Genomic DNA, 26303 nt, shown 5'->3' with positions numbered 1-26303 from the left:
AGCATTGAAAATGGTAATGAAACGAAACAGCACCTCCTCTCATTACCGAATAAATCAGAAAAATTAAATCAAATATCAATCACTAAAAATTAGCAAAAATGAACATCACAGGCAGACTGACAAGAAATGCGGAAGTACGCACATTGTCGAACGAAAAACAGGTAGTAAATTTTTCAGTAGCGGTAAACGACGGCTATCGTAACAAGCAGGGCGAACGGGTTGAGCAAACGACCTTCTTCGATTGTGCCTATTGGATAACTCCAAATGTGGCAAGGCTACTGACCAAAGGAACTTTGGTAGAACTCACAGGGCGTGTAAGCCCGAGAGCGTGGGTAAACAAAGACGGAGAACCAAGGGCAGGACTTAATTTCCATACCTCACAAATCAAATTGCACGGAGGTAGCAAGAGAGCCGAAACCGTACAGCCTACTGCAAAAGTAGAAAACAACAGTATTGCAGGAATATCAACCGAGGACGACCTCCCATTTTAACAACGAATATTCAATCATTTTTCAAACATCAAAATTTTAAGCATTATGGCACATAATATCAATTTCAACGAGAGAACAGGAAAGTACAGTTTCTTTACCGTACAGCAAAAAGCGTGGCACGGTTTGGGGCAAATCGTGGAGCAGTACCCCACAAGCGAGGAAGCAATCAGACACGCAGGACTGGATTACGAAGTCATAAAATCCCCACTGTTTACCAAAGGTTCGGGCATTATCGAAACCGCAGGAGGTATCGAGATAGGCAGTAGCGAATTGGAAGTACCCAACTATTTCGCCAACATACGCACCGATAACAATGCCGTATTGGGCGTAGTCGGTAAGGATTACCATATCGTACAGAACCGTGAAGCATTCAATTTCTTTGATGCTATCGTAGGAGGTGGCGAGGGTATTCTGTACGAAACCGCAGGGGCATTGGGCAAAGGCGAACGCATTTTTATCACAGCCAAATTGCCCGACTATATCCGTGTCGGCAATGGCGATGATGTAACGGAAAAATACATCTTCCTTACCACAAGCCACGACGGAAGCGGAAGTATTACCGCAGCGTTTACGCCTATCCGTATCGTTTGCCAAAACACCCTTAACGCTTCATTGCGGAATATGACCAATGTAGTCCGTATCAAGCACACATCGGGAGCAAAACAGCGTATCGAGAATGCACATAGGATAATGGGGTTAGCCAACACATTGAGCGACCAGCTACAGGGTATTTTCAATGACTGGACAACGATAAGGGCAACAGACCAAGAGGTCAGAAAGCTAATCCAATTGGCACTATGCCCGAACAAAGAAACCCTTGAGCTCATCAAAAAAGGTGCTGAAGACGAAATATCAACAATGTTTAAAAATACCGTGAACGATGCGTTTGCCTATGCAATGACGAGTGATACGCAACAAATGGACACGACAAAAGGCACATTGTTCGGAGCATACAATGCTGTTACAGGCTACTTCCAAAATGTACGCAATTACAGGGATGACGAAGCCAAGTTACAGAGTATTGTATTGGGTGGAACGGCTCAAATGAAAGGACAAAAAGCATTTGACCTATGTACAGCCTTTGCGAAAGACGGTGCGGAAATCCTAAACCTCAATTAGATAATCACAGGCTACCGCCACAATCGGTGGTAGCCTGTTAAAAATAAGTTTTATGAAAGCGATAACAATAGAGGAAGCCAAAAATTTGGCGAGAGCCAAGAGCCTTGAAAAGAAGCACAAAGGCGAAAGCGTATTTATCATTTACTGCAATCGTACAGAGCATTTCTATATAGGCACGAACGGTTTAGTACGCCTTTGGGAAAAATTATACGGCTACTATGTAAATGGGGTTTATGCCACCGAAGATTAACGCATAACATTCAAAAGCAGTTACAATGGAAACGAACGCCATAGCGATAAAATTTGTCAGCCACGAAGTACCCGAATTGGAAACGCTGAAAACCTCAAAGGTCTATCAGCTAAGGGAAAAACTGAACAAGGGCGAGAAGCTAAGCCGAGCCGAGAAAAATTGGATTGCGGAAGCGGTAAACCGAAACGCCTTTTTTAACAGGGCAGTTCCCCTAATGGGTTATCGGTTTGGGTTTGATGATATTCTAAAAACCTATGTAGTGAAGCAGTACGACAGTTGGCAGGAATACAGCGCACCCGACAAAACGAGCCTACGGAGTATAATCTATGGCAGGATTGACCAAATAGCAGAAATCAGTCATTAACACTTAAAGCAATCAAAGATGGAAACAACAGATAGAATTACCAAAGAAACAGACCTTGAAAAGTTTTGCAGGGAGCGATTTAAGCACTTGACCAATGCACAGCTTGTGGCAAGGGTAAACGGTCTTCCCGATTTTGGTTGGGATGATGAGGGCGTGGAACTGCGAAGAAGGCATAGGGTATCAAACGGTGCGTTTGACTATGCCTTTAATCATAACACGATGGTAATCCTAAAAGACGATTAATGATGTACGTAACAGATTTAAACGGTTGCCAAATCGAAGTAACGGATTTAAAGGAAGCCATAAAAATAGCAGGGCGGTACAAAGAATACCGCCACGAGGACGAGCGTTTTTCCGAGTTCGACAAGAGGCAAAAAACCTATTGGGCGGATATGTACGAGAAACTTACAGCCATCAAAGAACAAGTAACAACACATTAAAACTCACAGCAATGAACACAAATTTTTTCAATCAAGTACAGCAGTTGGATTTTACAGGAATATTGCAACTGAACATTTCTAAGGGGATAGAAAACAAACTAATCGTAACAGTATTGCTCAACAATGAGCAATGCGGAGATAGTGCGAAAAACCTCATTCCCCCATTGATTTTTAACGCCACTCCGCAGGAGTTTGACGAGGGATTTTTTGAGCAGATAAACGCACCAATTAAAGCCATATCGGGTTTAATGGTGGATATGGAAGCCTTTATGAAGCAAATGGAAACCGTCAAACTGCAATCCGAAATGGAGAAGCAGAAAACCGAGAAAGCCAAAAAGGAAAAAGAAACCAAAGACAAGAAGTACAAAGACGGTATGGCAAAGGTGGACGAGTTGGAGAAAGAGGGCAAGTTCCGTGAAGCGTGGATGAAAGTACCCGACATTACGGAGTTTCCCGAAAAAGCGGACGAGATACGCAAACGCAAAACGTCATTGTCCGACAAGTTCGGGACACCGAGCCTTTTTGGTGGAGTAACGGAGGAGCAACCCGAACCGCCAAAAACGGAGGAGGTTGCTACCTATTGCCCAATAAATACAACAAACGAAGAAGTAGAATATTAACAATTAAAAACGAACATTATGTTATTAGCAACAGTATTACCGAGAGTTTTCATACTCAAAGATAAAGGACAGGATATTCCATTGACTGACCCCGAACCACGTTGGAGCGTGGAAGCCGTGATGAATTATTACGCCAATATGTATCCGATACTGACGACTGCAAAGGTATCGGCACCCAAGATAAAAGACGATGCAGTCGAGTACAGGTTTGAAAGCGTAATGGGTACGAAAGGTTAAACCAAAATTTAAAAGCAATGAATTATGCAACGCAACAAAATATTGGGAACAATCAGCATACCCGAACAGAAAAGGCAACGGCAATTACACCGACAGTTGGGCGAGTTCGCAGACTGGATGCAAAGACCAAAAGATGCAAACGAAGTTCGGGAAGACAAACGGAAATCCGTACCGATAGCAATGCTACCAATGGTTTGCTAAAGTGTACGTTTCTGCCGAAACTGAAAACGGCACAATCCGTACAGGCTTGTCAGAAAACGGAAAGGGATTTTTATCAGTCCCTTTCCAAACTTGCCAGGCATTACAGCATTGAACCGATGCAGACCCGACAGGATTACAGCTATCCCTACAATATGGTATTGGCTATGTGGGATATGGATAACCAATTGAAACGAACCGTTGCAAATTGGGATAGTTTAAAACTGATACAGGACAGTCAGAAAACCTTTTTTGTGAGTGAGGAAAAGTATAATACAGGTACGACCCTGTATTATATCCCCATTGTTCCGCTCTTTAAAATGCTTCACGACCCGAAGCATAAGAAGAATGCCCAATTACTTATTTCGGTTTACAGTTATCTGTACCACATTGCGGATATTCCGTATTACAGGCAAGAAGAAAGCTATCTGTATTGGCTATATGAGATGCACAAAGATTGGGTAGAACAGGACGATGAAACAGAAGAAATGGAAACCTACAAACGTGAATTTGCGATTGCTGAATATATTGGCGACAGCGTAGAACAAAGGCTATTCAACCGTATCAATTTAACGGTATTTGAACAGCGTTTAAACCTTTTTAAAAGCCGTGACACATTCGACAGGGAATGTTGGCAGATAGCCTGTAATGCGTTTGACCTATATACGGAATACCCGACAGCATCCGTTTTCAGAAACGCACCCATTCCCGAGCAAGACCCTTATGACGATGATTACGAAAATGAGGTCATCGGAATGCAAAAGTATATTTCCTTTATCGCTGATACCAAAGGTTGGCTATATGAAAGCCTTTCGGACAGTATCAACAACGAATTTAACGAGTACGGAGCGATAGAAGAACCGACCATTACCAAACAATTTGACGGAATTGAAATAACCACAAACAATCTTGATTTTGAAAATCGTCTTTTTGTGTTATTGGATGACCTATGTACACTATTGCACAACTATAAAACAGTAGAAAAATGAACGATGCAACAGATATAACCGAAGATTTCGGGACATTATACCACCCAAAATCCGCTTTGGTTTTTTACGAAGCCAAAGGAACAGAAAAATCAATGTATGTAGAGCATTTCGATATGGACAGGGGCGGCAACCCTATCAACGCCCATCCCTTGAGCGTAAAGGAAGCCAATGTTTTGGCGAAGTCTTTACAGACCGATGAAGAAAAGAGCCAAGCTTTTTTAAAGCCAAAGGGAATTTTGCCGACAAATGTTCTGCATATCAACCCGAGTAACGATAAAGGCATGGTGCTATGGTACACAAAAGCACAGCAAAGGCAACTGTATTTTGTGGACGGTCTGGACATATCCAACGGAAAGGCACAAGTACCTGCAATGCTTTGGATAGCTAACAAAAGCAGTCTTACCGTATTCGCTTTGGCAAGCGACAGGCGACCCACCGAAAAAACGCCATTGCATTACGCCCCATTTTTCAACATCTACGAAAAGGGCAACGTATGTATGGGAACGGTAAGCATAGATATTAAAAATTCGGCTTCGGTCGAGGAATTTATACAGGCGTGGGAGCATTATTTTTTCAATTCCTATTTCAGCCATTCATTGGTTGCAAATCTGACACGCCAAAACATTGTAAACCTATGGAAAGACCTTGTTAATACAGGCAAACCCTTTCCGAAAGAAGCTTTAAAAAAGAACAATAAAATCCTTAAAAACCAACTCAGATGAATACCGAAAAAACAAAAGTACATTTTACAGATAACTACCTGTTAAACCCGACCAATCCGATAACGGTAAACCTTATCGGGGCAGGTGGCACTGGCTCAAAAGTATTGACCGCCTTGTTAGAGATAAATGAAAGTCTGATAGCTTTAGGACACGCAGGACTTTCCGTAAGGTTGTGGGATGACGATATTATCACGACCGCCAATTTAGGCAGACAGCGTTTTTTTGAAAGCGAAACAGGATTGTACAAATCCGTTGCTTTAATCAACCGTGTAAACCGTTGTATCGGTACGAATTGGAAAGCGGAGAACCGAAAATTTGAAAGGGATAATTTCGGAATGATACCCCAAGAAGCAGAAGCGACCATTACCATTACCTGTGTGGATAACGTACAGGCACGTTTTAATGTAGCTGAAATATTGCGTGTATTCAGCCACCGAAAAAATTACAGGGATACCCCCAAATATTGGTTGGACTTTGGTAACAGTAGGCATACTGGACAGGTATTATTATCCACTATCGGAGAGATAGAGCAACCCAATTCGGAGAAGTACGAAACGGTGGCAAGTCTGCCATTTGTTACTGAAGAATTTGGGGAGTTGCTGAAGCAATCCGAACAGCAGGACGACACGCCAAGTTGTTCACTTGCGGAAGCATTGCAAAAACAGGATTTGTTTATCAATGGCTCATTGGCTCAAATGGGTTGTGAATTGCTTTGGGGATTGTTCCGCAACGGAATGACCGAGAACAGGGGGTTCTTCCTTAATCTGAAAGATTTCCGAACCCAACCGGTAGAGGTCGTCTAACCCAAAAAATCGGCGGCGAAAAGGCAGATCTTTCCGTTGGTCGGAACCGTCTTTTCGCATTGAATAAGGTGCAACCACTTTGTAAAATGCACCACTACACCATTCCTTTCCCTGCATTTTTCCAAACAGGTTGCCAGATTATGCGTGGGATATTCTTTATCCCAAAGATTGGTTTTGGAAAAATCGACTTCTTTTCTTTTCACATCTGCGACCAAAGAAAAGAAGCAAAAGAACGTCGCTTGTTTGGAACAGATATTTTATACTATTGAAATTGGACGGTTACCGGTTGCTGAAATATTCCTGTGCAATTTTCGCTACTCCCCCACTAAAATATCTTTTGTCATTTTTAAACTCTCTCAATGGCTTTTTTGAAGTCGTCCGTATCACTACCGATAAACAGATAGCTTTCTATACCTATTTCCGACAGAGCATTCACCGTTTCATTATCATCAATATCACTGTGGGCAATTAGTCTGATACTTGGGTATTTCGTCTTTAGTTCCCTCAGCTGTTCCAATACGTTCCTGTCGTAAAAATCAAGGTCAATGATACAGACTTCGGGAAGTGATGTTAATGCCGACAATTTTGACAAACCGTCCTCAACGTTTTCCGAACGGAATAAGACATCAGCTCCTGAAGCAATAAGATCATTGTGGGTTAAGTCTATAAGCGGGCTTTTATCATTGATAAATGCGAGGCTGGTTTGTTTGGGGCTTTTTATAGTTTCCATACTACCAATTTTAAATGTTAGTTTGTGGTAGCCTACAAAAAAAGAGCGTAGGCAACCACACTTACCGATACTAAGGCACTGGTACGCCTAACCCCGAATAAGCGAGCGCCCACGCCATAACGTGAGCGTTCTTACTTATTGCCTCGGGGTTACAAAAATTACCAGTTTTTAGTACCAAGACCTAAAGCAAAAACACTTTAAGTATTTTCTATATTTTCAACTACAAATATACTAAAGACATTTTGATAGAAATGCAGTCGGAACAATTAATTGCAATCAAAACATATTGTTCCCGGTATAGTTCTGTTCCAAGATTGTCAGAATATCACTCTCTTTATAGATAATCTTGCCACCTATTTATACACATGGTAAAATGCTGTCATCACGGTATTGCTGTGAAGTATGCTGATATGCAGCAACCTGCACACATCTTCGCCAGACAAGTAAATTTCCCCGTTCATTACAGGACGGTATAGGGCTGGAGAATGTTGCACCTTTTGGCTCTGAAAGCAGTTTTGGCTTTTTACGCTTGCTACAAACGAAAATCGGATAATTTTTTGGGCTATCTGATTAGTTTAAGAATACAATTAGAAAGAGGTCAGTGTTAAGTAGGTTGTTCTGTTTTTACTTCCTGTTTTTCCTTATCCTTTTTCATTTGGCTGTACGTCCATATACATACAATTCCGAGAATAATCAGGACATATGCAAACCATTTGCCGATACGCTCCAAAAAACGCACGGTTACAGCAGTAGAATACCTTGAAAACATTTCTACGCCTGCCGCACTACGTCTGTAAAACTTTCTGCGGTTTATCCAATAAAGAAGCCCTATCGCAATCAAGATAACAATAATACCAAACACTAATTGAGCCGTAACCGTATCCATAACAGTAAGATTATAATTCAAGTAAATTTAAACAAAACACTTTGCATTAGATACTTAAAAGTAAAAAACCAACCTGTTAAAGTCGGTTTGCTTTTATATTTCGGTCTCCTTCTAATCACTACTGTTAAATTGAAAACTTATTTGTTTCTCGTTCCCGAAACTGTCCGAAATCCAAACTTCAAAGGATTGCGATACGGTAGATGTGGAAGTATAGTATAACCTGAATTGCTCCGTTGGCAACGAGTACAAATCGTTCGGCAGGTACGGCAGTTCATCATAATACCTTAATGTTCCCGTTCCGTCAAATTGGAAGTACCGGAGAAAATACTGCGTGTTGGTGTAGTTTCCTGTACGCTGTATGGTAATGCGTATTTCTACGGTCTGCCCGTCCGCTACTTCCTTTGGTACGGGCATTACATTGACCTCGAAAGGAAAATCGTTCTGTATTTCGAGTTCATCATCTTTGCTACAAGATACCAACGAAATAGAACCTGACAGGATTGCCAGCATTAGGTATATTGGCAACATTCCTATTCTGAATTTATTAAATATTGCTATCATCGTTTCAAATTTTAAAAGTTAAACCTTAATCCCACACCTGCGGACGGTCTGAATTGTCGCAAATCTGTACCCCATAAAACCTTTGTACGTCCTTGAAGAACCAATACAAATCGGTCAGACAAATACGTTTCAAAGGTCAGCCGACTTCCAGCACCGTAAATGAAATTATCCTCGCTCATTATCTTCGCACCGTCATACAACATTGCTTCGCCACGATTGATGCTTTCATAACCGACTACGCCTGTTATTCCTGCATTCAATGTAATGTTCTTTCGGGCATTACCCAACAGGAACAAACTGTAACCGGCCTCAGCAGTATAAGTTTCCTGCGGTATGCGTAGGTCTTTATAATCGTGGTATTGGTGCGTGTACTCCAAAGCCCAGATTTGATAATTCCCATTTTTCCCGTTTACGGTCATTCCGAGATTGATATAATAATCGTTACCGATTTTATCATCGGACAAAATGCCCGTACTCACTTCCAGTCCTTTTTGCTTTGGCAACATTCGTTGTGCCTGTGAAACCGTGATGGCCATAAAAAATAGCATCACGGTATGGATATACTTTTTCATTGTTCTTTCTTTAAAAGGTTATTAAAATTTCAGGTGCATATCGTTGATTACACGGGCTTTGATTAAATCTGAATTTTCCACTTGAAGCGTTTGGTGTCTGCCACCGTTTTTCTCGAAGATTTCAATTAGCAGCACCTTGTCATCAGCAATGGTAAATTGGTCTAACAGGAACACATTTTGTTTGGTCGATTTCCCGCTTATGCCTTGCTCCAAAGGCTTGTATGCCCTTAGCGGTGTCAAAGGACGTTCCTGTACTACGGTACGTTTGGCTACCTTTTTATCGACAACTTTGAAATTGATAAAATCAATATTGAACGGCACATTGCTTTTATTTCTTAATTCCGTGTGGAAATAGTATTTGCCGTTGTGGATATAGATACCTTTCAGTATAAACTGAATACCAAAGCTCTTAGCCCCGATATGCTTCACGATACGCTTGTCTTTCTTGTAAATGGTTTCCAATAACAAGCCTGCCAAAGACGGAGAATTGTTTCCCAATTCCTCGAAAAGCACATCGTTACCATTGGCTTTATCCACTTTCTTTTGCATCGTCAGCAGGTCATAGCTCAACACATCGGGATACCCACTATAATAAACGTTGAAACTGTAAAACCGTCCATCATTGGTAATCACGGAAAAGTTTGTTTCGGGTTCAAAATCCCTAACAGCAGCTTTTATACGCAAAACGTTTTCGGCATCTTCCGCTTTACCGGCAATCAGGTATTCGCTCCCCAAATCCACGTACCGTATAGCGGTCGGGAAAATCAAATGCGAAGTTTTGTCGTAAGTAACTTCCATTTTGTAGGGTTCTATCTTGCCCAATGCAAGCGGAGTTTTTGCATTTGCACTATCCTGTGCAAAAGAGGTTACGGCAAAGCCGATTATCAGGGCAACTGCCCAAAATGTCCTAAATAAATTTTTCATTTTTTTATTGTTTGAGTTCAACATTGATTTATTGTTTTGATACAAGGAAGACTTGGTGTCCTGCCTTTAGCGTAACTTTCGGTGTGCGTACTTTCTTGGCGAAATAGCCCGAAATTCCTTGTACTACGCCACGACTTAAATCGGCAGCAACTTGTTGTCCGGCATTTTGTGTGAGCATCACACTCGTTCCTCCTGTTTGGCTCATATTGCCAGCCATTTCGGTTAGGGCGTTCATTTCAGGAGAGTAAGGAACATAAAGACCTTGCTGTCCGTCCAAATCGTAAATGGTAATATCCACAGGGATAATATTTCCCTCTAATTCGATAGAGGTAATTTTGAGCTGTAAACGTCCTCCCTGAAACTTGGCATTGGCAGTTACAATCGTTCCTTGTGGGATTGTACGGATTGGGGTTTTGGCAGGCTCTAATAATCGTAATCTTACACCCGTTTCGCCGACAACCGTTTGTGCATCGTGTACACAGGCTTTGATACTGTTTTTTGGTTGTACAATTTGCTCGGTAGCACCAGCAGTATAGAAGCCTCGATTTCGGGTTTCGCTCCAATTTTCCAAAAACTCGCTGTCTGATGGCTCACGATACAAAGCAGATACGGTGTTTTTTCTTGTAGGAGTAAACGCTACAAAATGCTCTTTTTGGTTAGCTCCCGTTGTTCCTGTTGCCGTACCGCTTGCAGGTGCATTTTCTGCGGTGCTTGTGTTCGTATTGGCAGGAAGATACTTTGCCGCCATTTCGTAGGACTTCTCCATTAAAGCAAGCTGGTCATCTACGGTTACAGGCTTGGGTAGATTTTGCTCCGCTAATTGCTCTTTGAGTTCGTCCAACTGTCTGCGAAGTTCCATTGTTTCCGAATTGTCGTCATTATAGAATGACCCCAATGTACTTTGCATATTGCGGTAGCTGTTCAGTGCAGGATTGCCGTTTCTCCCCGAATTTCTGCCACTACCATAGCCGTAGCTTTCTTCTTCGTCGGCAAATTCGTCAATCGGTTCATCGCTGTTGTCTGTGTTCCAATAATCTGAAAGCGTAGCCAAAGCATTACGTTTCTCTTGGTCTTTCTGTTCGAGCATTTCAAGCTCATAAGCCTTGCCCTTATTGTCGGGCAGTCCGGCTTCGGTAGCTTGTGGAACGGCATCGTTCAGACCAATGTTCTCGATTTCGTTTTTGTCTTCCGACGGTTTAAAAATCAAATACATACAACCCACGAAAACAATAGCCATTAAACCAAAAATCAATGGCTTTTTGAGTTTTTCCGTTTTGTTCTCTGTACCGTTTTGCAGTACATCAGCGGTTTCGTTCAGGTTTCCCTCAGTTACCCGAACAACCGACTTTTTGTTTTCATTTTCTTTCATAAATCCTATTTTTTAAAATTGTTGATAATGTGTCCTGCAATCTTGCAGGGCTTTCGTTCTTTTTGAGGACGGGGTTTTCGATATGCTCTATGTGCATATCGTTTTTTGACTGTTTGGTATCGTACCATACTTTGGCGACCACCCCTACGGTCAGGAGCAGATAACCGACAAAGAAGTAAAGCGTATAAAGGTGCTGTTTGCCTACGGGCAAAGACCGCCAACGGTCGTCCAGCCTGTCAAAATACCTATCCATTTTCTCCCTTAATTTTTTCATACTTTAATGATTATGGGTTATCACATTCTAAACCCTCTTTTTGGGGAGGGAATTTTTTGTTTAGGCGTGTCGGACACCAAAGCGATAGCTTCTTTTCGGGTCGGAACTGTTCCTGTTGTAAGGTTTATTAATTCCGTTTTTTTCATTAAATGCCCGTAACGGTCTTTCCTTTCAATCTCCATTTTCCGCACATCGAATTTGTTGTCTTCGTACTTCAAGTACACATGACATTGGGTGTAAGGTTTATCTTCTCCATTCCATTCGAGGTAAGTGTTCAGTAAAAATCTATCAGGGTTATATAGTTTGTCCGTACCGTTCTCACAAGCCTCCAAAAACCTACTGATGCTGTTTTTGATTTTGTCGGGATAATCAGCCTGTGTATGAAAATAACCGTCATAACCTTTATCGGTCAGCGTTTTTGCGAATGTATCCAAATCAAGTAACTGTTTCATAGCCTTAATTTTATCGGTTAATGACTTCTATATCCCGATTTTCAACTACTGCGAACTTTTCGATATTAAACCCTTGTGGGTTATTATCCGACCTTACAGAGTTCACTAAATAGCAGGAAGTAATCAGGTTACGGCGTGTTACGTTGCTTGACCGTATGATAAACTGTTTGGCATACGTCCTCACCGAATAGGGATAATTGTCGAAATTGCACACGACACTATCGACTTCAATGCGTTGCTGTACGTTCCCTGATATGATACGGGAGTAATACCCTTTCTCCGACAAGTCTTTGTAATAGTCAAAAGCTGATTTGTCGGCAAGGTTGAATGCCCTTGCCATATTGCTCTCGATAGCATTTTTATCGGGTGCAAGCGTAAAGAAAAGCTCGTGAAAACGTCTGACGTGTTCCCTTGCTTCCACAGGTCGGTTGATGCTCGCATCTTGTGACAAAGCAAGCATCAAAGATTTGCCATTGTCAAGGACATAGATTTTTTGGCGTTGCTCATTGGCAAAGCTGTACGATTTCCATACGGCAAATCCTACTACACCAATACAGAGAACGGCAAACACTATTGCGTACAGACGTATCTGCCGGAAGCTATTCTCTATATTTCTTAAAGTTTTAAATTCCATTTTTTTAAATGATTATTCGTTTTACATTATTTTTTGAGTAGCTGACCTCCGATATTTCCGGCAGCAGAACCAGCTCCGGCACTTGCCACGTTTCCGGCTTTCATAGCGGCTTGGTTCACGTTTCGGGTAAAGTTTCCAGCACCACCAGCCTGAATTACCCAGCCTGTAACGGTTGGTACAGTAAAGTATCCCACGATACCGATAATCATAAAGATGATGTACACCGTATTACCCGTATCGGGTATATAGGTCGGGTCAGCAAGCATCTGTATATCCTTTTCGATAATCAGGGATTGGATTTTGGCAAGCATTGAGCTGAACAGGTCGGCGACGGGCAACCACAGGTAAACGCTCACATATCGGGTCAGCCATTGCGTGAGTGTGGACTGAAAACCGTCCCACACGGAAATCGCAAAGGCTATCGGCCCCAATATGCTCAACACGATTAGGAAAAATGTTCGTATCGTATCCACGACCAACGCAGCGGCCTGAAAAAGCACTTCGAGCAGGTTGCGAAACCAATTCTTAATGGCTTGCTCGGTTTGGTAGGCAAACCTATCCATATACATTCCCGACATCGTAATCAGGTCGCCCGGCGACCAGCCCAATTCTTCGAGCTTGTTATCAAATTCCTCGTTGGACACCAAATAAGCAGTTTCGGGATTTCGCAACATTGCTTCACGTTCCAAGAGGTCTTTTTTAGCCTGCAAATCATTGAGGTCAAGCACTTGGTTTTCGAGGATAGCGTGCGTACCCTGTACCACCGGACTTAACACCGCATTGATGGTTCCCAAAACGATAGTCGGAAAGAACATAATGCAGATGCCTAATGCGAACGGACGGAGCAACGGGTACATATCAATGGGTTCGGCTCTACTCAATGCCTGCCATACTTTTATGGCGACATAGAACAAAGCACCCAATCCGGCTACTCCTTTAGCCACTGCCGCCATATCGGCGGACAGTGGGAGCATCTCATCATACAATGAGCGTAGGACTTCGTGCAAATTTTGAAATTCCATAGCTTACCAATATTTTTGGTTAGGAGTTCCGTACAAGTCAAGCACTCGTTTGGTATTGTTCTGTTTCTTTGCCCGTAGGATACTTACAGAGATATTTTTATTCGTGTAGTATCTTACCAAGCTGTGGTATTCCTTGACCTCTTTGTACACACGGTCGATAATATCCATACGCTCCTTATCATTCAATGACAGGCTTGTAGAGGTTACAATCTGTTTCAACTCTTTGAGAAGCTCGGTACTTTCATTCAGCAATGCCGAATAGCCGTTGGCAATAGCTGCCAATTCCTGTGCGGAGAAGTTGGGATCATTCATCATTTTGCCGAAATTCTGCACGTACATTTCAGACACATCGCCTACGAGTAGTACCGTTTGTTGCACTTTTCGGGCATCTTTAACTAGGTTGTTTACAGCTTTCAATTTGTCGTAGTATTCCTTGCCCTGTTCATATACTTTCTTTACCTCGTTGAAATTCTTTACCACGTTGGACACGGTGGATGAGGTTTGCACGATTTCATTGGCGGAGTTGATGATACCCGATGCCAAATTCGCAGGGTCAGTTACTACAAATTGAGCTTTTGCACTCGGTGAAACGGCAAACAGCATTGCCGTAAGCACCAATAAAAACAGTTTTTTCATTGTCTTAAAATTTTTGATTGTTAATTACTACCTGCCTGACGGTAGGCAGGTTGATTTACATTATCACGCCGTTGCATAGCGATATGCTTAATGGCGAGTTCCACGTTTCCGTCCAATTCGGAAGCTAATTGCATCACTTCCATTTTTTCGGTTTCCTCTGTCGTGTAAGCCAAATATTCTTCGAGGCTTACTTCCGTTGCGTACACTGCCGAGTGTGTTCCGCCCAATCCTATCCAAACCTCCTTGTAAAGTCGGCTGGCATCGTTGTTCATATTGATAGATAATACCTGCCCTTTTTCTTTGTCGGTAAGCCCGAGCATCGCCTGTATATCGTCGAACTTATTCATATACTTACGCTGGTCGAGCAGGATTTTACAGTCGGAGTTATTGATGATACTTTCTTTCACAATGGGAGATTGAATTATATCATCGACCTCCTGCGTTACAACAATGGCTTCTCCAAAAAATTTCCTTACCGTTTTAAAGAGATATTTTATATATTCTGCCATTCCCTCTTTGGCAATCGCTTTCCAAGCCTCCTCGATTAGAATGAGCTTACGGACACCTTTCAGCCGTCTCATTTTGTTGATGAACACTTCCATAATGATGATTGTGACAATGGGAAAGAGGATTTTGTGGTCTTTAATCGCATCAATCTCAAACACGATAAAGCGTTTGGATAACAAGTCTAATTGCTTATCCGAGTTCAGCAGATAGTCATACTCGCCGCCTTTGTAATACGGCTCTAAAACGTTCAGGAAATTGGCAATGTCAAAGTCTTTTTCCCTTACCTGTTTTTCCTCCAATACTTTGCGGTAGCCGCCTTTTACATACTCATAGAAGCCGTTAAATGACGGATAAGTATCATCTTGTTTGATACGTTCGATGTAACCGGAAACAGCATTGGACAATGCTACTTCTTCCGACCTTGTCGGCGGTTCATCATCACGTTTCCATAAGGTCAATATTAGGGTTTTGATACTTTCACGTTTCTCGATGTCGAACACGCCGTCATCGGTATAAAAGGGATTGAACGCAATCGGGTTATCTTCGGTGTACGTGAAGTAAACACCGTCTTCGCCTTTGGTTTTTCCTTTGATGAGTTCGCATAATCCCTGATAACTGTTACCCGTATCTACGAGTAGAACGTGAGCACCCTGTTCGTGATATTGGCGTACCATATGGTTAGTGAAGAAAGATTTTCCCGAACCTGACGGACCAAGTATGAACTTGTTTCTGTTCGTGATAATCCCACGTTTCATCGGCAAATCGGAAATATCCAAATGGATTGGTTTTCCTGTAAGCCTGTCCGCCATTTTGATACCGAACGGAGAGGGCGAATTGTGGTAATTCGTTTCTTCTCCAAAGAAGCACAAGGCAGGTTCTATAAACGTATAGAAACTTTCCTCACTCGGAAAATCGCCAGCATTGCCTGGCATTGCAGCCCAATACAATGTGGCAACGTCTGTCGTGTTGTGGCGGGGCTTACACTCCATTAGTGCCAACGCACTACCGCAATCGTTCTTTAGCTGTTTGAGTTCCGCAGGGTCTTCCGACCAAGCCATAATATTGAAGTGTGCTCTTACAGAAGATAGCCCGAAGCTGTGTGCTTCGTTCAGATACTTCTCAATCCACTCCTTATTGATTTGGTTCGCCCGACTATAACGGGCTAAAGAGTGCATATTACGGGCAGATTTCTCAAACTTTTGCAGGTTGTCCTCGCTGTTATCCAAGAATAGGTACTGATTGTAAATGTGGTTACAGCTCAATAACAACCCTACGGGTGCAGCAAACGACAAACGGCAGTCGCTCCGGTCGGTAGATAGCTTTTCAAAGCGGGTATCAGCCGAAACAGTTGCAGGCAGGTCGTCCGTATCGGACAAGGTGTGCAAAGACAGCCTTTTGTTGCCGATACGCACTTCTTCCGCTCCTAATGCGATGTCCTGCATTGGTGTTCCGGCTTCTCTCGAAAGTGTAAGGTATTGTTCCAGCAATCCCTGTTTTTCGTCTGTTCCGATGATGTCGTCTTCGGTCAAACGTCGCAGGTTTACAAAACCGCTATCATTCACGATACGTTCAAACTGTGCGACCGCTTCCATAAATTGATGTATCGTTTCCTTATTGATTTCCTTTGGAATAAGCGTACCCTTGCAAAGCGAACTGAAATTGCTTTGCATACGCATTCTGTTCTTGGTCGTTTTTGTCAGGAACAGGTAGCAATAATGGTTCAGGAATGGTCGTTCGTTGAAATGCCGTTGATAGCTTTTGGAAAGAAAACTCTGGTCTTCCTGTGCCAAATCGGGAGTGTAGCTTTCTTTGATATACCAATCTTGCTTGTGAATGACTGTAAAATCGGGTAATGTCTTAATCGCCTTATGCCAGGCGGAGTGAATAGCTTCGTATTCAGCCGATGCTACCGTAAACAGCTCAGGCAATCGTACTTCAAAACAGGCGGTTATGTCCGCATCTTTGGACAGGATACAGTTGTTTTCTACTGCCAAGAGTGGAAACTTATGTTCCAATGTGGTTGTTTTGGCTACATTTCTCATACGGCTTTCGGTTTAGGAGTGAATTTTAAATACCTGCGTACAGGCTTACGACAAATAATGTAGCGAGGGTGTCGTTTTCTCGCACCTACTTTCATTAGTCCGTGTTCTCCGTACTTTCGGTTCAGCGAAAAGGTCTGCCATACAATGAGCGAAGCACCGCCAGCTCCGAGAAACAGGCAGACGTAATTACTTACGCCAGCCATATACAATATCATCACGAAGATGAGCGTACCGAGCAGACCACCAGCGAATATGAACAGGTATTGGGCTTTCAGCCCTTTAAATTCCACTGTCCTGCCAATGCCTTTGTTAATGTTATAACTGTTCATAAGGCAGAGGTTTACAGGAAGAATGAACGCAGGATAGTAGCCGCAACAATCAGGAAGATACACGCACCGAACCACGAAGCCGCCGTCTTCGATGTGTCGGGGTCGCCCGAGCTGAATTTGTTGTACACCTTAACACCTCCGATTAAGCCGACAACCGCCCCAATCGCATAAATGAGTTGGGTGGCAGGGTCGAAATAAGACGTTACCATTTGGGTAGCCTCGTTGATACCTGCCGACCCGTTTCCCTGTGCGAACGCACCCATTCCTGACAGCATTGCTACGGCTGCCAGCAAAACTTTTTTACTTTGTTTTTTCATAATTGAAACACATTAATTTGTTACTGTTATCCCGCACCTTGCGGACTTTCGGGACAAAGGTGTTTTAGAAATCAAGGCGTGATAACAAAGTGGCAGTGAGAGGAATTGTTTGGCTGTGGGTGGCTGAATTGCTAAAGAAAATAGAGAGGTGTTGACAGGAAGAGAGAGGTTTTTACTATCTTCGTAAAATGAAATCCTTGTCGTACATATTAGCATTAATGGTTTTGGTCTTATCGACCTTGCCAAGCTTTATGGAAGATAAATGTTTTGACCTAGTGAATCAAACAACAAATAGTCAAGAACAAGATAGCGACGATTGCGGTATGGAATGTTGCTCGCCTTTTTCTAAATGCAATACCTGTACTGGATTTGTAATTACTTCCTTTTATGCTTTAACATCCAATTATGTCCAACAACCTAAAAAGAAATTAGGTGTAATAACAGCGTCAGCTGTTTCAGACTTCCTCTCTTCCATTTGGCAACCCCCTAAGATTAATTAATGTTTTTAGTGTCTTCGGCACAATAACAGATTACGGTGCTACAAACCGTCAATTCTCATTTTTCAAACATTAATGTTTTTTTATACAATGAAAAAAATAGTCTTTGTGTCATTTTTTATGACACTAAATCTCTGTGTATTTGCACAAAACACTTTAAATGCTGTTATTAGAAACAGTGAAAACAAAAATCTTTTGATTGGAGTGACAGCATCTATAAAAGGAACCTCGCTTGCCGCTACATCAAACGAAAACGGTCTCATCATAATAGAAAATATTCCTGATGGGATACAGGAAATACATTTTAGCTATATCGGTTTTAACGACTATATAGATACATTGGAATTTCCATTAGCTGACAACAGTCCTATTGAAATCTTACTCAAAGAAAGTTCAGAGGAGTTAGAGGAAGTTGTCATTTCATCCACAAGAAGCACAAGGAGTATACAAAATATCCCTACCCGTATTGAATTTATTGGAAGTGAAGAACTGGGCGAAAAAGGGAACATGAAACCGGGAGATATTCGTATGCTTTTAGCGGAAAGCACAGGTATTCACGTACAAACCACTTCGCCTACCAGTGCCAATGCAAGTATTCGTATTCAGGGACTTGATGGAAGATATACACAAATCCTGAAAGACGGTTTCCCCATTTATTCAGGTGCTTCAAGTGGATTGGGTTTGTTACAGATACCACCACTTGACCTCAAACAAGTAGAAGTCATCAAAGGCTCTACATCTACACTATATGGAGGCGGAGCAATAGCTGGACTGGTCAATCTGATTTCCAAAACGCCGACCTATGAGAGAGATTTAGGTTTTCACCTCAATGGAACATCCGGCAGGGGTTTGGATATAAACGGCTTTTATGGACAAAGGTTTAATAAAATTGGAACAACTATATTTGCTTCCCATAACCGTAACGCAGCTTATGATCCTGCTAAGAACGGGCTATCCGCTATTCCACAATTCGAACGCTATGTACTGAATCCGAAGCTCTTCGTTTATTTCAATGAAAAGACGAAACTGAACTTCGGTATCAACACAACGATCGAGAGCCGTTTGGGAGGTGATATGCTTTACATCAAAGGAAATGGAGATAATACAAACCAATATTTTGAGGAAAATAAAACACAACGCTATTCCACACAATTTGTTTTCGACCATATCATCAATGAAAACAGTACTGTTCAAGTCAAAAATAGTGTAAGTTATTTTAACCGAAATACTACCATTCCAAACTATCAGTTTGAGGGAACACAAACAGCAAGTTTTACCGAAGCCAACTACACCAACAGTACTGAAAAATCGGAATGGGTCACAGGTATTAATATTTGGACGGATAATTTCAAAGAAAAGCAGATTATGGCATCTCCGTTGAGAGATTATAATCAGACTACATTCGGTGCTTTTGTACAAAATTCTTTTAATGCTACGGATTGGTTTCAATTGGAAACAGGTTTTAGAACGGATTATGTTGTGGATTATGGGGTGGTATTCTTACCGAGAGTTTCGGCTCTATTCCACATTGCCGAGGGCTTAACTTCACGAGTTGGTGGTGGATTTGGCTATAAAACACCTACCATTTTTACGGAAGAAAGCGAACGCCTACAATATCAAAATGTAATGCCCATTGACGACAAGACCAATAAATTGGAAAAAAGTTATGGAGCAAATGCAGACATCAATTACCGCACCTACATTGGGGAAGATTGGTCATTTAGCATAAATCAATTGTTCTTTTACACCTATTTGGATAATCCCTTGTTACTTGAAAACTCCTCGGCAAATCTGTATCAGTTTGTTAATTCTCCTGGCTACATCCATACCAAAGGAACAGAAACCAATATTAAAATTGGTTATGATGACCTGAAATTGTTTTTGGGTTATACCTATACAGATGCCCGATTACACCAAAATGGAACGACTGTAGAAAGCCCTTTAACACCAAAACACCGCATTAATTCCATCCTGATGTATGAAATAGAAGACAAATGGAAAATTGGTCTGGAAGCCTATTATTTCAGTCGCCAAAAACTGAATAATGGAACTACGGGCAAAGATTACTTTATTACTGGATTTATGGCTGAAAAGATTTGGGAAAGATTTTCTCTGTACATCAACTTTGAAAACTTCCTCGACACCCGACAAACACGCTTTGACAGCATTTATACAGGAACAATAACCAATCCAGTTTTTAAAGACATTTATGCACCTTTGGACGGATTTGTGATTAACGGAGGAATAAAATTTAAGCTTTAAAATAAATGGAAAAAACCATATTCAATATAACTAAAATGGATTGCCCAAGCGAGGAGCAATTAATCCGTATGAAACTGCAAGACTTTGATACGGTAAAAGGATTGGAATTCGATATAGCCAATAGAAAATTAGACGTTTATCACGATGGAAACCCAGAGCCAATTTTTTTGGCTCTGGGAACACTGAATCTAAATACGACATTGGTTTCAACCGAAAAAAGTAATTTCGTTGTTGAAACAGATACAAGCAACAAGCAACGGAAATTACTTTGGATCGTATTGATTATCAACTTCCTGTTCTTTGGATTGGAAATGTTATTCGGTGTTTTTTCAGGCTCAATGGGGTTGGTTGCCGATAGTTTGGATATGCTTGCCGACAGTGTCGTTTACGCATTGGCATTAATCGCCGTGGGTGGAACAATCGCTTTAAAAAACAACATCGCCAGATTTGCAGGATACTTCCAAGTCTTACTGGCTATTATAGGTTTCGTTGAAGTAATCAGACGTTTTATGGGAATTGAAGCTATGCCCGATTTCAAGACAATGATTGTCGTTTCAGTTTTAGCATTGATTGCAAACGTATTTTGCCTTTATCTTTTACAAAAGAACAAAAGTAAAGAAGCGCATATGCAGGCTTCGATGATATTCACATCAAATGATGTCATTATCAATTCGGGAGTTATTGTTGCTGGTCTTTTAGTTAATTGGCTCAATTCAAGTTATCCAGATTTGATTATTGGAGCTATTGTATTTGTAATTGTAGCAAGAGGGGCTTACAGAATATTGAAGTTGGCAAAGTAAATGTAAAAATAAGTTGAGCCTGAAATTTAGTTTTTCAGGCTCAATTAAAATAATTCCGTTTCAGACAAACTCCCCAATATCAAAATCATCTAAATCATTGTTCCGCAAAGTGGAAGAACTGATTTCCGTTTCAGATGAGAGTGAGCTATCCAATAGCTTGGCAATTTTACTGGATGCACCCGCTATAGAATTTTCCAGCAGACTAAATAATTCGGTTCCCTGTATTTTCTGAACGATTGCTATCGCTGTTTCCTTTTGAGATGACTCCAGTTTTTCTTGCTGAAGCAACATCCCCACGGAGCTTAGTTCTTCAAAGGTAACCCCTTGGGCAAAACCGTCGTCGCCACCAGATATTCCGTACCTGTTCCATTCTTCTTCCTCTTCTTCAAAATCAGGTTGATTGCTAAAAACTTCATCCAGCTCTTCCTGCGGAATCTGAATACTCCTGTTTTCATTTTCGTCGTATTCAATGTCTAAATTATCGGGATTTACCTCTGGTTCCTCAATCTGGCGTTCATTGGCAGTGTTTGGCACTGAAAGGCGTTCTACGGGTTTGGGCTGTCCCATAATATCGGGCAGATCCGGATTGACTTTCTTTTGCGGAGGTTTTTGTTTTGACCTTTTCTTAATGATAATCTTATCCTGCAAAAGCAGGACAATGACGATCAGCAGGCATATTACTATTACAATTTCCATAACTATAAAATTGGTTTAAAACGTTCGTTGAAATAATCTGTAATATCGTCCCCGTACTCTCTAAAATGGTGTTCAAGAATGTTGTCGATATAAGAATAGAGTGTAGTCTTTTCTTCTCTTGTTAATTGTACTATACGTAACAACCTTTCGTGATATTCTGGACGAATGTAAACGACCTTTCCGTTTCGACCTGAAGGAAAACGATTGACCAGAAATGTTTCCTCATAATCTGCTTTTTTGGATGGGCTGTTTCGGGCTTTTTCTTTGGGTTTGGGCTTTGTTGCCTTAGATGTTTCGGGTTGTTGATTATTTTGAGGCGGAACAACAGGCTCATCGCCACTTATGATGTTCATCAAATAATCCTCATCAACATCGGGCTTTTTAAAATCGTTGTTTTTGTTGTCTGAACTCATTGTCTAATTCTTTTATAGATGCGTTATTTTTAAAAATTCCTCTACAAACAGATCCATTCTCGTTGCCTTCAACAGTTGTGTTTCGGCAGGCAGCAAACTTGATCTGAACACGTAGTTGCTTGTGTCGTCCGTTTCCTTACGAAAACGCTTGCTATCCATTATTCTTGTTTCCATAATAGGCAGGTTAAGTTCTTTGATAACACTTTGATACGCCTCATACAAACCAGTTTTTTCTCTGCCATCCACTTGGTTCCAGAACAGCCAAAGCTCCTGGTTATCGTTGCCCTCAACAGTTTTTGGAAGTTCAAGAAAGGCTTTGGTGAAGCCCAACGTACTTTCCACGACCAAACGGTCGGCGGTTATGGGTGAGAATATAAAATCCATCATTTTCAAGGTCGTCAATACACCTTTGGTATTGGCTGTTCCCGGCAGGTCGAAGAAAATAACATCCGGTACAACTGCCGACTGTTCTACATATTCCGAAGCTCTTTCCAACGCATTTTCAGCCTTGCTTTTGATAATTGGATATGCCTTTTTGTTAATAGTCTGAAATTGCTTCATTGCCACCTTTTTGTGGTACTCATTCTGCATTATGGTTTTCTTGTCCCGCTCACGCATATTGGTCAGGCTGTGTTGCGGAAAGTCACAATCCATTACCAAGACATTATAACCTAACCGGTAGTGCAACACACTCGCCAGTAAGGTGGTCATCGTAGATTTTCCCACACCGCCTTTTTGGGTGGAGAAGCTGATTTTTAAAGTTTTCCTTGTTGTTTCCATTATTTAAAAATTTATTGTTATATACTTTACTTATTTAGCAGGTTTGTATAGTCCTGTATTTGAATATGCCCGCATTACCAAATTCCCGCATTACTTCTTTGGTGTTTTCCTGTACGGCTTTTTGCTTTCCTTACAGCCTTGTCGGGTAAATTCTTTGGCAAGTGGTAAGGCTTACAAAAGGTAAAATGCTTTACCGCTTTTATGCTTTTACACTTTTATAGTTGTATGCCTTTAAAACTTTATGCTTTTACGCCAAATTGACTGTTTGCAAACCTGTTTTTCTTCTTTGTTGTAATACAATTTTTACTGCCTGCACTAAAACCGTACGGCAAATAAAACGAATAACTTATCCGCTCTTTGATGCGTGGCAGTGTTTGGCGTTCAAAGGCAGTGTTTGGCACTGTTGAACAGTGCAATCCTTTCGTAAAGAGGCTTTACTTTGTGTAATGAATTTTATTAACGGATTTATGCAAAAGTATCTCGACAAAATGGACACGACACAGGACGGCATCGAGCCGTTTTTCCCTGTTAAATTTAATCCGTCCCGCAGGGCGGATTTTTGTGTTCATCAGAACACGGCAAGTTGTGTTTTGAGGCACTCTAAATAGAATTTAGTGCCTCAAAACAACTTGCCCTTTGCAGGGGGCAGGAAAACCTCCGAAGTCGGCTTTTCGTGTAGATTATAAATGGATTAGTGATGAATGAGAACAATAACAGAAAACAGAATAAAGGCGGTCGCAAGCCAAAGCTTAACCCAAGCGTACACCGCCACGTTTTCCGTCTTACGGACGAGGAAAACGCCAAACTTTTATCGCTTTTTGAAGCATCGGGAATGCCCAATAAAGCAAAGTTTATCATTTCGCAGGTGTTTGGAAAAGAAATGAAATCGGTCAAGATTGATAAAGGAACGGTCGATTATTATATGCGACTGACTTCATTTCACAGTCAGTTTCGGGCAATAGGTGTCAATTATAATCAGATTGTAAAGCTGTTGTACCGTCATTTTTCGGAGAAAAAAGCCGCTGCATTTCTTTACAAATTGGAAAAACAGACGGCAGAAATGGCAATTTTATGTCAAAAAGTTATTCAGCTAACCGAAGAATTTGAAGCCAAACACCTGAAAAAACAGCGTGAAAAATGATAGCGAAAATCGGAAGAAGCGAGAATCTGTACGGTGCCTTGGCATATAATAATCTGAAAGTGGAAAAGGAAAACGGACAAATTCTGTTTACCAATAAGATAATTGAAACGCCAAGCGGAGCATATACCGTTTCTCAATTAACCCAATCTTTTGAGCCGTACCTTATCGCAAATCGCAATACGCAATATCACACCTTGCATATTTCGCTCAATCCCGACCCGAAAGATAAAGTTAGCGATGACAAGTATCGGGAAATGGCACAAGAATATATGCGGGAAATGGGTTACGGCGAACAGCCTTTTGTGGTCTTCAAACATACCGATATTGACCGTAGTCATATCCATATCGTATCGGTCTGCGTGGACGAACAGGGCGTGAAAATTTCGGATAGTTTTGAGAAAATGCGGTCTATGAGTGTATGCCGTGAACTGGAAAGAAAACACGGTCTGATACCCGCAACGGACAAAGAACGTAATCACAATGATAAGGTTTTTCGTCCGGTGGATTATCGGGCAAGTGATATAAAAAGTCAGATTGCTTCGGTCATTCGCCACTTGCCGAACTATTATCAATACCAAACTTTGGGAGAATACAATGCTTTGCTTTCCCTGTTCAATATTACCACCGAGAAAGTGGAGGGAGAATTACACGGAAAGGCACAGCAGGGTTTATTGTACATTCCATTGAATGAGAAAGGTGAAAGAGCAGGACATCCGTTCAAGGCTTCGTTTTTCGGAAAGAACGCAGGGCTTCCGGCTTTGGAATTGCATTTTGCGAAATGCAAAACAACCCTGAAAGATACCGCAACCAAACAGACTTTAAAATCAGCCGTTACCATTGCCCTGCAATCCACAAACAATGAACAGGCTTTTAAAAAACAATTAGGGGAGCAAGGGATTAATGTAGTGGTTCGTCGGAATGAAACTGGTCGTATTTACGGAATGACTTTTATTGACCACAACTCTAAAAGCGTTTGGAACGGTTCACGATTGGCAAAAGAACTTTCTGCCAATACCTTTAATGATTATTGGAACAATAATATCAAAGCGGAGATTAAAGAGCCAGTTGCACCCCTACCAAAATTGTCCAAACCAACTGATACGGAGGATTTACCTGCGGAAGAACCACATCATTTGTTCGACTTCTTAAATACTGAAAAACACGAAGACGGTTTGATAGAAGCCTTTGGAGGTTTGCTCATACCTGAAGCACAGGGGGAAGATTACGAGGAACAGGATTTTGCTAATAGGATGAAGAAAAAGAAAAGAAGACTATAGTAAGTCATCTTTTGGAATTAAAATCTGCTTTTAAAACGATTTGTTAAATTGTATTTTAGCATTTGCTTAAATAAACGAATTAACTATATTTGCACTATGGGTAATAATTCTTGTATACGTCAACAAGCAGACATTGAACAAATAAACCGCTGTAAAGACCGGGTTTTAGAGCTTAACGATTCGTTTGATTATTTATCGAATGGGCTTGAATTGGCAGGAAATACCGTAAGACTTAAAATTCTCTTCCTACTTTACGAAGAAAAACGACTTTGTGTTTGCGATATAAGCGACGTTCTTGGAATGACAATCTCGGCAGTTTCACAACATTTACGAAAACTTAAAGACCGTAATCTAGTAGAAACAGACAGGGAGGCCCAAACTATTTTTTATTCATTGACCAAGGAATATGAAAAAATGCTGAAACCGTTTTTTAAAATACTTGACGAAAACAAAATTTTAGAAACATTATGAAAACTGACAAAAAACTAATCGGAGCAGGACTTTTAACAGCAATTGCAGCTTCATTGTGTTGTATTACTCCAGTCTTGGCTTTAGTAGCAGGAACAAGCGGACTTGCTTCTACTTTTTCTTGGCTCGAACCTTTCAGACCGTATTTTATCGGTTTGACAATTTTGGTTCTTGGTTTTGCTTGGTATCAAAAGTTGAAACCAAAAAAGCAAATTGACTGCAACTGTGAGACAGAAGAAAAACCAAAATTCATTCAGTCAAAAATGTTTTTAGGAATTGTAACAGCATTTGCAATCGTTATGCTTGCCTTTCCATACTATTCAAGCATTTTCTACCCAAAGAAAGAAAAGCAAATCATAGTAGTGGACAAATCCAATATTCAAAAAGTAGAATTTACGATTAGCGGAATGACTTGTGCAAGTTGTGGCGAACACGTAAATCACGAAGTAAATAAATTGACAGGAATAATAAGTTCAAACGC

35 protein-coding genes are annotated in these 26303 nt (G+C 41.2%); 18 read left to right on the top strand and 17 right to left on the bottom strand.

The window, feature by feature from the left end:
• Positions 1–98 precede the first annotated feature (98 nt).
• The 12 genes from BLW20_RS11495 (at position 99) to BLW20_RS14595 (ending at position 6502) form a co-directional block, all read left to right on the top strand.
• Positions 99–491 (top strand): single-stranded DNA-binding protein, encoded by a 393-nt coding sequence (locus BLW20_RS11495; protein WP_091101011.1) that lies wholly within the window; start codon positions 99–101, stop codon positions 489–491.
• A gap of 45 nt (positions 492–536) precedes the next feature.
• The gene (locus tag BLW20_RS11490; protein WP_091101007.1) at positions 537–1610 is read left to right on the top strand and encodes a DUF932 domain-containing protein; all 1074 of its coding nucleotides are present in this window, start codon (positions 537–539) and stop codon (positions 1608–1610) included.
• Positions 1611–1662: 52 nt separating this feature from the next.
• Entirely contained in the window at positions 1663–1860 is a 198-nt protein-coding gene (locus tag BLW20_RS11485) for a DNA-binding protein (RefSeq protein WP_091101002.1), read from the top strand.
• 25 nt (positions 1861–1885) lie between these two features.
• Positions 1886–2224: a molybdenum ABC transporter ATP-binding protein gene (locus BLW20_RS11480; RefSeq protein WP_091101001.1), complete on the top strand. Its 339-nt coding sequence runs from the start codon at positions 1886–1888 to the stop codon at positions 2222–2224.
• A gap of 18 nt (positions 2225–2242) precedes the next feature.
• The gene (locus tag BLW20_RS11475) at positions 2243–2467 is read left to right on the top strand and encodes a hypothetical protein (RefSeq protein ID WP_002993146.1); all 225 of its coding nucleotides are present in this window, start codon (positions 2243–2245) and stop codon (positions 2465–2467) included.
• The gene (locus tag BLW20_RS11470; protein ID WP_177165079.1) at positions 2467–2664 is read left to right on the top strand and encodes a hypothetical protein; all 198 of its coding nucleotides are present in this window, start codon (positions 2467–2469) and stop codon (positions 2662–2664) included. The genes BLW20_RS11475 and BLW20_RS11470 overlap by 1 nt, the downstream gene beginning before the upstream one ends.
• Before the next feature lie 11 nt (positions 2665–2675).
• Positions 2676–3284 carry a PRTRC system protein E gene (locus tag BLW20_RS11465; RefSeq protein WP_091100998.1) on the top strand — a complete coding sequence of 203 codons (609 nt, stop codon included), beginning with the start codon at positions 2676–2678 and terminating at the stop codon, positions 3282–3284.
• Positions 3285–3302: 18 nt separating this feature from the next.
• Positions 3303–3521 (top strand): PRTRC system protein C, encoded by a 219-nt coding sequence (locus BLW20_RS11460; RefSeq protein ID WP_091100995.1) that lies wholly within the window; start codon positions 3303–3305, stop codon positions 3519–3521.
• A 17-nt stretch (positions 3522–3538) separates the two neighbouring features.
• The gene (locus BLW20_RS11455) at positions 3539–4708 is read left to right on the top strand and encodes a hypothetical protein (protein WP_091100992.1); all 1170 of its coding nucleotides are present in this window, start codon (positions 3539–3541) and stop codon (positions 4706–4708) included.
• Positions 4705–5430, top strand: a complete 726-nt coding sequence (locus BLW20_RS11450; RefSeq protein WP_091100988.1) for a PRTRC system protein B — start codon at positions 4705–4707, stop codon at positions 5428–5430. The genes BLW20_RS11455 and BLW20_RS11450 overlap by 4 nt, the downstream gene beginning before the upstream one ends.
• Positions 5427–6233, top strand: coding sequence for a PRTRC system ThiF family protein (locus tag BLW20_RS11445; protein WP_091100984.1), 807 nt, complete (start codon positions 5427–5429; stop codon positions 6231–6233). Before BLW20_RS11450 ends, BLW20_RS11445 begins: the two co-directional genes overlap by 4 nt.
• A gap of 86 nt (positions 6234–6319) precedes the next feature.
• Positions 6320–6502 carry a hypothetical protein gene (locus tag BLW20_RS14595; protein ID WP_143037782.1) on the top strand — a complete coding sequence of 61 codons (183 nt, stop codon included), beginning with the start codon at positions 6320–6322 and terminating at the stop codon, positions 6500–6502.
• A gap of 77 nt (positions 6503–6579) precedes the next feature.
• Here the strand turns inward: BLW20_RS14595 and BLW20_RS11435 are convergent, their stop codons facing one another.
• The 14 genes from BLW20_RS11435 to BLW20_RS11365 form a co-directional block, all read right to left on the bottom strand.
• Positions 6580–6963, bottom strand: a complete 384-nt coding sequence (locus BLW20_RS11435) for a response regulator (RefSeq protein ID WP_091100976.1) — start codon at positions 6961–6963, stop codon at positions 6580–6582.
• Positions 6964–7567: 604 nt separating this feature from the next.
• Positions 7568–7849, bottom strand: coding sequence for a molybdenum ABC transporter permease (locus BLW20_RS11425; protein ID WP_091100971.1), 282 nt, complete (start codon positions 7847–7849; stop codon positions 7568–7570).
• 111 nt (positions 7850–7960) lie between these two features.
• A complete protein-coding gene (locus BLW20_RS11420) occupies positions 7961–8410 on the bottom strand; it encodes a DUF3872 domain-containing protein (protein WP_091100967.1) in 450 nt (149 codons plus the stop codon).
• Between the two features lie 11 nt (positions 8411–8421).
• A complete protein-coding gene (locus BLW20_RS11415) occupies positions 8422–8982 on the bottom strand; it encodes a conjugal transfer protein TraO (protein ID WP_091100963.1) in 561 nt (186 codons plus the stop codon).
• Positions 8983–9003: 21 nt separating this feature from the next.
• Positions 9004–9906, bottom strand: coding sequence for a conjugative transposon protein TraN (gene traN / locus BLW20_RS11410; protein ID WP_091101015.1), 903 nt, complete (start codon positions 9904–9906; stop codon positions 9004–9006).
• Positions 9907–9934: 28 nt separating this feature from the next.
• The gene (gene traM / locus BLW20_RS11405; protein ID WP_091100961.1) at positions 9935–11275 is read right to left on the bottom strand and encodes a conjugative transposon protein TraM; all 1341 of its coding nucleotides are present in this window, start codon (positions 11273–11275) and stop codon (positions 9935–9937) included.
• Positions 11262–11549, bottom strand: coding sequence for a nitrogen regulatory IIA protein (locus BLW20_RS11400; RefSeq protein WP_091100957.1), 288 nt, complete (start codon positions 11547–11549; stop codon positions 11262–11264). Before BLW20_RS11400 ends, traM begins: the two co-directional genes overlap by 14 nt.
• 20 nt (positions 11550–11569) lie before the next feature.
• Positions 11570–12001, bottom strand: a complete 432-nt coding sequence (locus tag BLW20_RS11395; protein ID WP_091100953.1) for a hypothetical protein — start codon at positions 11999–12001, stop codon at positions 11570–11572.
• 10 nt (positions 12002–12011) lie between these two features.
• Positions 12012–12635, bottom strand: coding sequence for a conjugative transposon protein TraK (traK, locus tag BLW20_RS11390; protein WP_091100950.1), 624 nt, complete (start codon positions 12633–12635; stop codon positions 12012–12014).
• Between the two features lie 26 nt (positions 12636–12661).
• Positions 12662–13657 carry a conjugative transposon protein TraJ gene (gene traJ / locus BLW20_RS11385; RefSeq protein WP_091100947.1) on the bottom strand — a complete coding sequence of 332 codons (996 nt, stop codon included), beginning with the start codon at positions 13655–13657 and terminating at the stop codon, positions 12662–12664.
• A 3-nt stretch (positions 13658–13660) separates the two neighbouring features.
• Positions 13661–14293 (bottom strand): DUF4141 domain-containing protein, encoded by a 633-nt coding sequence (locus tag BLW20_RS11380; protein ID WP_091100942.1) that lies wholly within the window; start codon positions 14291–14293, stop codon positions 13661–13663.
• Between the two features lie 20 nt (positions 14294–14313).
• Entirely contained in the window at positions 14314–16842 is a 2529-nt protein-coding gene (locus BLW20_RS11375; RefSeq protein WP_091100940.1) for a TraG family conjugative transposon ATPase, read from the bottom strand.
• Positions 16839–17171, bottom strand: coding sequence for a DUF4133 domain-containing protein (locus BLW20_RS11370; RefSeq protein WP_091100936.1), 333 nt, complete (start codon positions 17169–17171; stop codon positions 16839–16841). Before BLW20_RS11370 ends, BLW20_RS11375 begins: the two co-directional genes overlap by 4 nt.
• Positions 17172–17182: 11 nt before the next feature.
• Positions 17183–17488, bottom strand: a complete 306-nt coding sequence (locus BLW20_RS11365) for a DUF4134 domain-containing protein (protein WP_002993181.1) — start codon at positions 17486–17488, stop codon at positions 17183–17185.
• 587 nt (positions 17489–18075) lie between these two features.
• On the opposite strand from BLW20_RS11365, the gene BLW20_RS11355 reads away from it, so the two are divergent.
• Positions 18076–20247, top strand: a complete 2172-nt coding sequence (locus BLW20_RS11355) for a TonB-dependent receptor (RefSeq protein WP_091100932.1) — start codon at positions 18076–18078, stop codon at positions 20245–20247.
• 5 nt (positions 20248–20252) lie between these two features.
• Positions 20253–21047, top strand: coding sequence for a cation efflux transmembrane domain-containing protein (locus tag BLW20_RS11350; protein ID WP_091100928.1), 795 nt, complete (start codon positions 20253–20255; stop codon positions 21045–21047).
• 60 nt (positions 21048–21107) lie between these two features.
• Here BLW20_RS11350 and BLW20_RS11345 read toward each other — a convergent pair whose 3' ends face one another.
• The 3 genes from BLW20_RS11345 to BLW20_RS11335 are packed head-to-tail and all read right to left on the bottom strand — an operon-like array spanning position 21108 to position 22936.
• Positions 21108–21743: a conjugal transfer protein TraD gene (locus BLW20_RS11345; RefSeq protein WP_091100925.1), complete on the bottom strand. Its 636-nt coding sequence runs from the start codon at positions 21741–21743 to the stop codon at positions 21108–21110.
• Positions 21744–21745: 2 nt separating this feature from the next.
• A complete protein-coding gene (locus BLW20_RS11340; protein ID WP_091100921.1) occupies positions 21746–22156 on the bottom strand; it encodes a DUF3408 domain-containing protein in 411 nt (136 codons plus the stop codon).
• Positions 22157–22168: 12 nt separating this feature from the next.
• On the bottom strand, positions 22169–22936 hold the full coding sequence (locus tag BLW20_RS11335; protein ID WP_091100917.1) for a ParA family protein: 768 nt from the start codon (positions 22934–22936) through the stop codon (positions 22169–22171).
• 697 nt (positions 22937–23633) lie between these two features.
• Here BLW20_RS11335 and mobA point away from each other — a divergent pair.
• The 4 genes from mobA to merTP all read left to right on the top strand — a co-directional run.
• Positions 23634–24077, top strand: a complete 444-nt coding sequence (gene mobA / locus BLW20_RS11330; RefSeq protein ID WP_091100914.1) for a conjugal transfer protein MobA — start codon at positions 23634–23636, stop codon at positions 24075–24077.
• A complete protein-coding gene (mobB, locus tag BLW20_RS11325; RefSeq protein ID WP_091100910.1) occupies positions 24074–25354 on the top strand; it encodes a conjugal transfer protein MobB in 1281 nt (426 codons plus the stop codon). Before mobA ends, mobB begins: the two co-directional genes overlap by 4 nt.
• A gap of 96 nt (positions 25355–25450) precedes the next feature.
• On the top strand, positions 25451–25825 hold the full coding sequence (locus BLW20_RS11320) for an ArsR/SmtB family transcription factor (RefSeq protein WP_091100906.1): 375 nt from the start codon (positions 25451–25453) through the stop codon (positions 25823–25825).
• Positions 25822–26303 (top strand): mercuric transport protein MerTP (gene merTP, locus BLW20_RS11315; protein WP_143037781.1); only part of this gene is annotated, 482 nt, incomplete at its 3' end. The genes BLW20_RS11320 and merTP, both read left to right, overlap by 4 nt.

The sequence above is a fragment of the Paenimyroides marinum genome (assembly GCF_900108395.1).
In the GTDB taxonomy this organism is placed as follows: domain Bacteria; phylum Bacteroidota; class Bacteroidia; order Flavobacteriales; family Flavobacteriaceae; genus Flavobacterium; species Flavobacterium marinum.
Note: the sequence above shows the minus strand (reverse complement) of the source record. Positions and strands in the feature narration are given on the sequence as shown.